This is a genomic window from Enterobacter sp. BIDMC 29, assembly GCF_019378755.1.
GTDB lineage: Bacteria > Pseudomonadota > Gammaproteobacteria > Enterobacterales > Enterobacteriaceae > Enterobacter > Enterobacter ludwigii.
Map to the genome: position 1 here is coordinate 1,886,773 of NZ_CP080000.1, position 6,697 is coordinate 1,893,469.

Sequence of the window (6,697 nt, forward strand, 5' to 3'; positions counted from 1 at the left end):
GTCTGTGGGCCGTAGGTGCGCGGCCACGCCGTGCTCTGCGCCGGACGGTATGACACCGCCGCCGGGATGACGCTGAAATCAGTGCGATGGATGGTTTCCCCCTCGCCGCTCGCGTAGCGGTTCTCCTCGAAATGGTAACCCGCCGCCGTGACCAGATAGTCACCGTTATCACTGAAGAACGGGGCGTTAGTCAGGGTGAAGGTGTGTCCCGGTACAATACCCGCGGCCGTGGCCGTCGCCTGAATCTGCTGGTGCTCCACCTGCCAGCGCTCCTGACGGATACGGGCGTAGAACTCCGCATGCCCGGTCTCAACAAACCGTCCCGGCCAGTCGTACACGTCGATACTGCCCGGTTTTGGTGACGCCGGGTTCTGCTGCGCCTGGAACAGCCACGCGTTCGGCTTGCGGAAGTCGTAGTCATCGAGGCTGTAAATCCCCGGGGTGACGCTGTCCTCCAGCGCCCACTGGCTGATACCCTCTTCATCCGTACTGCCGCCTGACGGCGTCTGGTGGTAAGGAATGACCTCATAGCCGCTGAACGGCTGATGCTGCGTCGCGGCGTCGGTGAGCACCAGCGTGTGCTTGTCCGCCTCGTGGCTGAAGTGATACGCAATCCCCTCCAGCTCCATCAGGCGGCTGATAAAGTCCAGGCTTGACTCCTGATACTGCACGCAGTAGTCCCACACCCGGTAGCTCCCGGTGAGCTTATCCTCCACGTTAACCTGATGTTCACCCAGCAGGGTTTTCACAATCTGCGGTACCGTCTGGCCCTGGAAGATACGCAGGTTACGGTCGCGCTTCATCGGCCACAGGTCCGGCTCCACCGTCAGCTGGTACACCGCATAGCGGGTGCCCGTCAGCTCGACGGCACTCACCGCCACGCGGGTGATTTTTCCATTGATATAGCGGGGCGTCAGCAGGCTCTGCGTCGGGATGGTCACCGTGACCGGCTGACCCAGCAGTTTGCTGCGGTCAATGCGCGCATCCGTGCCAAGCAGGGTCAGCGTCAGGGCGAACGACTCGGACATCGCCTCGCGGCCCGTCAGTTTCCAGAACAGAAGCCCCTCCACCGGGAGCTGAACGGTAATTCGGTTGAGCATAATCTTTATTCCGTAATGGTTTTATGCTGGAGAAGATAATAAAAAAACGGATAAATGAAAAAAGTCATTTACTATTACATGTAACCAGGCAGATGAAAAATCACCTGGGGGAAATCGTCGAGGAACCTATCATTTAATATGGAACACTTAATTAACTAATTAAAAATACACCCTCCGCATGGCACCATACTTTTCCCATGCTAAAAATAAAGCATTGGTATAAAGCACACATTTCTTCCGCAGCGATGAAATTTCCCCAGCACGTCCACAGTGTTACTCCGGAGATGGATAACCCCCTCTCATTCGTCAAGCCGACTTCAGTAATGTGTGGTGGAGTCAAAACTGCTGGCTTAACACGCATGGGCAATATCACCTGGTAATGAAGTATTTCCTTGTCAGTTGAGGTGTACAGCCATTTCCAATCGTTCGCCTCAAGGTCTTCGTTACTGGTAGCGGAGGCTATGGGAAACGGATAGTTGTTCTAAGTGTTTATAATGTCTCTTCACTTAGGCCGCGGAGGCTAGCCAGATACCATAGAATATAAGAATGCATCCAAATGATGCCAGGCATTTCGCCAGCAAAAGCAACCTGGGGCCATATCTATTTGCCAGCGATGACAAAATCGAATAATTTTTCACCGTGTTATATCGCTGATGAAAACGCATTATAGTTTCAAATATTGTGCAAAGCATAATGACGAAAAATTTAGCCAATAACAGTGTAAAAAACGAAGGCGGAATAACGATTAGTACCAACTCACCATCTTCTTTTGTCATCGAGGGGAAAATTTTCCGCAATCCGATCAACACGACAACCAGAATAAAAGTGCCGACTAATATAAAAGATAATTTTACGAAAAAAACCACCCATTCTTTTTTGTTAAAATTATCTTTGCCATTCCAGATATAGGTAAGAGCGACCAATGAAAAAATAATAAACCCGAGAAACTTCATTGAATCCGATGCTCCTTATTCGCTCGCCCGACTATGACAGTCACACCCCCAGTATTAACAATTGGCGCATGCCGGGTTGCGTGAGGATGATCACCGTAACCAGTTAACCGAGCTGCCTGCTGTGGTCGATGCACGCATCCGKATCGGGTCAAGGGCATGACGCAAAGCGGAGACGCGGTTGCGGTAACAGTAGAAACCAGGGTATCCGTTATGCAACCTTAATCATTGTGCTTACTTTAGCCAAAGACCCGAAAACATAAGGAAGCTTCCGAGGGAAATTAAGCTTTTAGCAACGATAAGTAAGCCAGGTGCGACGATGCGTGATATAGACGATATTTTTTCATAATTTTCCACATTGTAGCTTTTGTGCCCCCTCAGAATCCCCGAGAAAACAGTACAGAGGAGCACAACTGTGACCTTTAAACCCCATACGCACAGAAAAGACATAGAAAAAATGATCGAATATTGTTTGGCCGTTGCGATGGAAAACAATGACATCGACTGAGAAAGCCATTTAAACGTAAAGCCAATGACAACTGTGGCTACTAACACCAGAACCAACATCATCCCCGCCAGGAGCCACTTTTTCTTGTTAAAAAAATCTTTTCCATTCCAGATAAGCGCTAGTGTCCAAATCATAAAGAAAATAAAGAAAAACCAATGCATTACAATATTTCCCATTTATCCTCTTTAATCTTTTTTCAAAAGGGCAACACACTCAGCAATAACCATTAATTCCGCCATCTGCCTGAGCGGAAATTACGACCAGCTCAAACCCTCACTATCCAAATATGAAAACAATTACAAGAAAGTATCTTCAGGAGCCCTGTCGAATAATTCACCTGCCATTCTGGCGATACGTTCGTGTTGTACCAATTTGTCTTTCCACCCCTGTGGGATACCGGAATAACCATACAGCGCACCCGCGATTTGCCCCGCCGTCGCCGCAACGCTGTCAGCATCATCGGCAAGATTGGCGGCCAACAGAATAGCATCTCTGAAATTATCCGTATTCCATACGGACCACATCGCGGCCTCAAGCGTATCGATGACATAACCACTTGAACGAATCTGATCGCGAGTTTTTTGCTTATATTCACCCGCGTTGATAATCATTACACGTGGCTGAAGCGGCATGACGTGTGGAGCAAAAACAAAATCTTTATTGCTGCCATTAATCATATGTACAAGTAAATAACTTAAATACTGTGTGCTATTTATTGCTTCCGCGGCACCGTGCGTGGCGATGCTCTGTTTTTTAGCTTCATAAAACGCTTTGCTTAATGACTTTCTAAAAAAAATTGAGACAGGCGCTTGTCTGATAATAGAAGCATTACCTGCAGTTTCTGGCGAAGTATTACCGCTCCACCCAGGACCAACAGTTAAATATTGTTCTAAAGCAAAGCGAGTTGTATTACCTATATCAAAACAGATGCCATTTGAACTGTTATAACCATGCTGATACCATTCCAGAAGCTTATTCCTGAAGCATATAGTATCAGCATCACCCTTCTCAAGAAGCGTTTCCGCAAGACATAATGCCATGGATGTGTCATCCGTCCATTCGCCTGCGCGAAGTCGAAATGGCCCACCTCCTGTCATATCTTTGACGTATGCTCTGTCACGCGGTAAAAATTCGAGCGTAGTGCCTACGGCATCTCCAACAGCGAGGCCAATAAGGGCACCAATCGCGCGATCCCTTGATTCCGCTAGTGAGAGACTACACGATGGTGTTAAATACCATTGTTTTTGTGCATCGCAATCAAAAGATGATTCTAATAGTTTATCATTATATTTATACTGCATTTTCTGCTGGACTGAAAGACTACTAACAGGTAAGTACTTACGATATCTATCTACATATTTTAACAATACATTCAAATTAGCATGTAAATTAATCACCATTCACCCATAATAAAATATATTTAATATCAACCTTAAAATTCATCAGGATATTTCATTTTAAGATTTTGTTGTTTTATTCTATAATTGGCATCAACCTCATGCGGGAGCCTAACCTTTAATCCTCGGCGGATTTGATCAACAATAAACCAGGCATCCGACAACCTTTCAAAAAACAACTCATCCGAATTATCAAACTCCTTCGCTGCATACATACCGAACGTCATTTTCCATAATTTCGCCTTATCCTTTTCCTTGCCTTCGATGAGGTCCCGCAGAAATAATAATTGTTGTACTGTAGAGTCGTACATTTGCAAAAGCGGGGATTGGGGATTACTTTTTCTAACTTCAGCATATCTCTTTTGAGATAAACTTAATGTTTTTTCAACATAATCCAAGGCTGTTATTTCATTCATTATATTGAGTCAAATTATTAGAGTGAGAGCGCGCCTATTATTCCCGACCACTTCTGCCTGATAAAATCAGTCACCACATTTTATTAAAGGAAGATAATAGAATTAAGAGGGGAAATTAAAAAATCACTCTCTTTATTAATGAGTGACTATCATCAAATATGGTCCACTTGATATTTCGACATATTTCAACACTGGAAAATTAAGTTGTTTCGTCTCACATCCAACTTCGCATCAACACAACATTTTCTATTCAACTTAATGGCACGCTATAATAGCCGCGCCATATGATTTATACAATTACTAGAAATTATCCTCAAGTGCTCTATCGAATAGTTCACCTGCCATAGTGGCGATACGTTCGTGTTGTTCGAGTTTATTTTTCCAATCCTGGGGAATACCGGAATCACCATATAATGCTCCAGCTATTTGCCCCACCGTCGCCGCAACGATGTCAGCGTCATAGGCAAGGTTGGCGGCCAGCAGAATTCAAAAAAACTGCCTATCACTTACGATATCTTTTTTGTCTTTTCAAATATTCCACATCTTGTTCATGAGGAAGAATGATCTTCAATCCTTTCCCCATCTGCGAAGCTATATAATTAGCATTAGATAAATGCTCAGCAAGTTCGGCATCTGTTGTATCAAATTCTTTAGATGCAAGTACTCCAAGATTCAATGAATGTAATTTACTTTTATCTTTTTCAGCGCCAACCAAAACAGATTTAATATAATCCAACTGGCACTTCACCATAACATACAGTGAAAAATCAGGTTTTGTTTCCAATCGTTTATTGATTATATCAATGGCATCATTGATATAATTCAGCTCGTTATAATTTTCTTTATTCATGAGCACTCTTAGACATATTTTTATCTGAATAAATTCTGTACCCCCTACCTTTTGGCTGGTAGAGATATTTTTAACTAGCCAAATACCAGGTACGGGAAGCAATATTACCGAACTACTCTACTTTTTTTGCATAATTCAGTATATTTTCTATGCTGGCAAAGTGAGTTGTTTTCCTCACATGTTACTTCACATTAACCCAACATTTTCCCTTCAACTCAATGGCACGCTACAATAGCCGTGCCATATGAATTATTCAATTATAAAAAATTATCCTCAGGAGCTCTATCGAACAGTTCACCTGCCATTTTGGCGATACGCGCGTGTTGTACAAGTTTGTTTTTCCACTCCGACGGAATACCAGAATAACCATATAATGCTCCCGCTATTTGTCCTGCCGTCGCCGCAACGCTGTCAGCATCATCGGCAAGATTGGCTGCCAGCAGAATCGCATCATGGAAATTGTCAGTATTCCATACGGACCACATCGCGGCCTCAAGCGTATCGATGACATAACCACTTGAACGAATCTGATCGCGAGTTTTTTGCTTATACTCACCCGCATTTATGATCATTACACGCGCGCATAGTGGGAAAACATGAGGGGAAAAAGCTTCTTCTTTTTTATAACCGTTAATTAAATAGTGTAATACCAATCCGAGAAATTGGCATGCATTAATTGACTCTACCGCGCCATGAGTTGCGCGACTCTGAGCCTGGGATTCGAAGTAAATCGCGCGCAGCGATTTTCGACGAAAGATAGACACCGGAGCTTGACGAATAACCGCAGCATTACCAGCAGTGTGTTTCTCGGTATTACCATACCATGAAGGCCCGATACGCAAATACTGTTCAAGCGCAAATCGCGTCGTATTGCCAATATCGAAACACCGACCATTACTGCTATTATCACCGTTAAGATACCATTTAACGAGATATTTTCTAAGTATATCGGTATGCATTCTGTTTTCTGAAAGATAAGTTTCCGCCAGACATAATGCCATGGACGTATCATCCGTCCATTCACCGGGTTTTAAATGAAAAGGTCCGCCACCAATCATATCCGCTACATGTTCACTGTCTCTTTTCTTAAACTCAAGAGTAGTGCCGACTGCGTCCCCAACAGCCAAACCGACCAGCGCCCCAAGTGCTTTATCACGTGAAATATCTTCAGTCGTAATTAAAGGTAATGTTTCATCCCAGGCTTGTGAAGAACTCAAACCATCAATACCGTTATTTTTTATTGCCTTACGGACATTAATTGGCATGTATGTACGATAGCGATCGGCATAATGATTGATTACAGAGTCTTCAGTATGAAGGTCGATCATGGTATTACCCTTAATTCTATATTTGTTATCCCAAGTTCATCTGACCTGCTGATAACCTCAAACGATGTATTAGGCTTAAATAGCACTTCAGTCTCTGTTGCATTGAATTCTGAAAGGAAGTCAATTTTCCGGCCGGAAAAAACTTCAA

The 6,697-nt window shown here is 44.0% G+C and carries 7 protein-coding genes and 1 pseudogene; all 8 read right to left on the reverse strand.

What is annotated here, in order from left to right; all coding sequences use genetic code 11:
• A partial coding sequence (locus JTA15_RS21770) for a type VI secretion system Vgr family protein (RefSeq protein WP_255580189.1) occupies positions 1-1,100 on the reverse strand: 1,100 nt, incomplete at its 3' end.
• Between the two features lie 506 nt (positions 1,101-1,606).
• The gene (locus JTA15_RS08500) at positions 1,607-2,053 is read right to left on the reverse strand and encodes a hypothetical protein (protein ID WP_219373112.1); all 447 of its coding nucleotides are present in this window, start codon (positions 2,051-2,053) and stop codon (positions 1,607-1,609) included.
• Positions 2,054-2,284: 231 nt separating this feature from the next.
• The gene (locus JTA15_RS08505; RefSeq protein WP_113656330.1) at positions 2,285-2,734 is read right to left on the reverse strand and encodes a hypothetical protein; all 450 of its coding nucleotides are present in this window, start codon (positions 2,732-2,734) and stop codon (positions 2,285-2,287) included.
• Positions 2,735-2,854: 120 nt separating this feature from the next.
• Positions 2,855-3,958: an ADP-ribosylarginine hydrolase Tri1 gene (gene tri1, locus JTA15_RS08510; RefSeq protein ID WP_219373113.1), complete on the reverse strand. Its 1,104-nt coding sequence runs from the start codon at positions 3,956-3,958 to the stop codon at positions 2,855-2,857.
• Between the two features lie 32 nt (positions 3,959-3,990).
• Positions 3,991-4,371, reverse strand: a complete 381-nt coding sequence (locus tag JTA15_RS08515) for an immunity protein Tsi6 family protein (RefSeq protein ID WP_032669863.1) — start codon at positions 4,369-4,371, stop codon at positions 3,991-3,993.
• 300 nt (positions 4,372-4,671) lie between these two features.
• Positions 4,672-4,857, reverse strand: a pseudogene (locus JTA15_RS08520) (ADP-ribosylglycohydrolase family protein); the annotation flags it as partial.
• Between the two features lie 16 nt (positions 4,858-4,873).
• Positions 4,874-5,221, reverse strand: coding sequence for an immunity protein Tsi6 family protein (locus JTA15_RS08525; RefSeq protein ID WP_020883477.1), 348 nt, complete (start codon positions 5,219-5,221; stop codon positions 4,874-4,876).
• Positions 5,222-5,478: 257 nt separating this feature from the next.
• Entirely contained in the window at positions 5,479-6,549 is a 1,071-nt protein-coding gene (tri1, locus tag JTA15_RS08530) for an ADP-ribosylarginine hydrolase Tri1 (protein ID WP_219373114.1), read from the reverse strand.
• Positions 6,550-6,697 lie beyond the last annotated feature (148 nt).

Bases quoted from the DNA above. Each gene is read 5' to 3' on its own strand.
- JTA15_RS08500 (WP_219373112.1), bottom strand. From the start codon at position 2,053: ATGAAGTTTCTCGGGTTTATTATTTTTTCATTGGTCGCTCTTACCTAT.
- JTA15_RS08505 (WP_113656330.1), bottom strand. From the start codon at position 2,734: ATGGGAAATATTGTAATGCATTGGTTTTTCTTTATTTTCTTTATGATT.
- tri1 (WP_219373114.1), bottom strand. From the start codon at position 6,549: ATGATCGACCTTCATACTGAAGACTCTGTAATCAATCATTATGCCGAT.
- tri1 (WP_219373113.1), bottom strand. From the start codon at position 3,958: ATGGTGATTAATTTACATGCTAATTTGAATGTATTGTTAAAATATGTA.
- JTA15_RS08525 (WP_020883477.1), bottom strand. From the start codon at position 5,221: ATGAATAAAGAAAATTATAACGAGCTGAATTATATCAATGATGCCATT.
- JTA15_RS08515 (WP_032669863.1), bottom strand. From the start codon at position 4,371: ATGAATGAAATAACAGCCTTGGATTATGTTGAAAAAACATTAAGTTTA.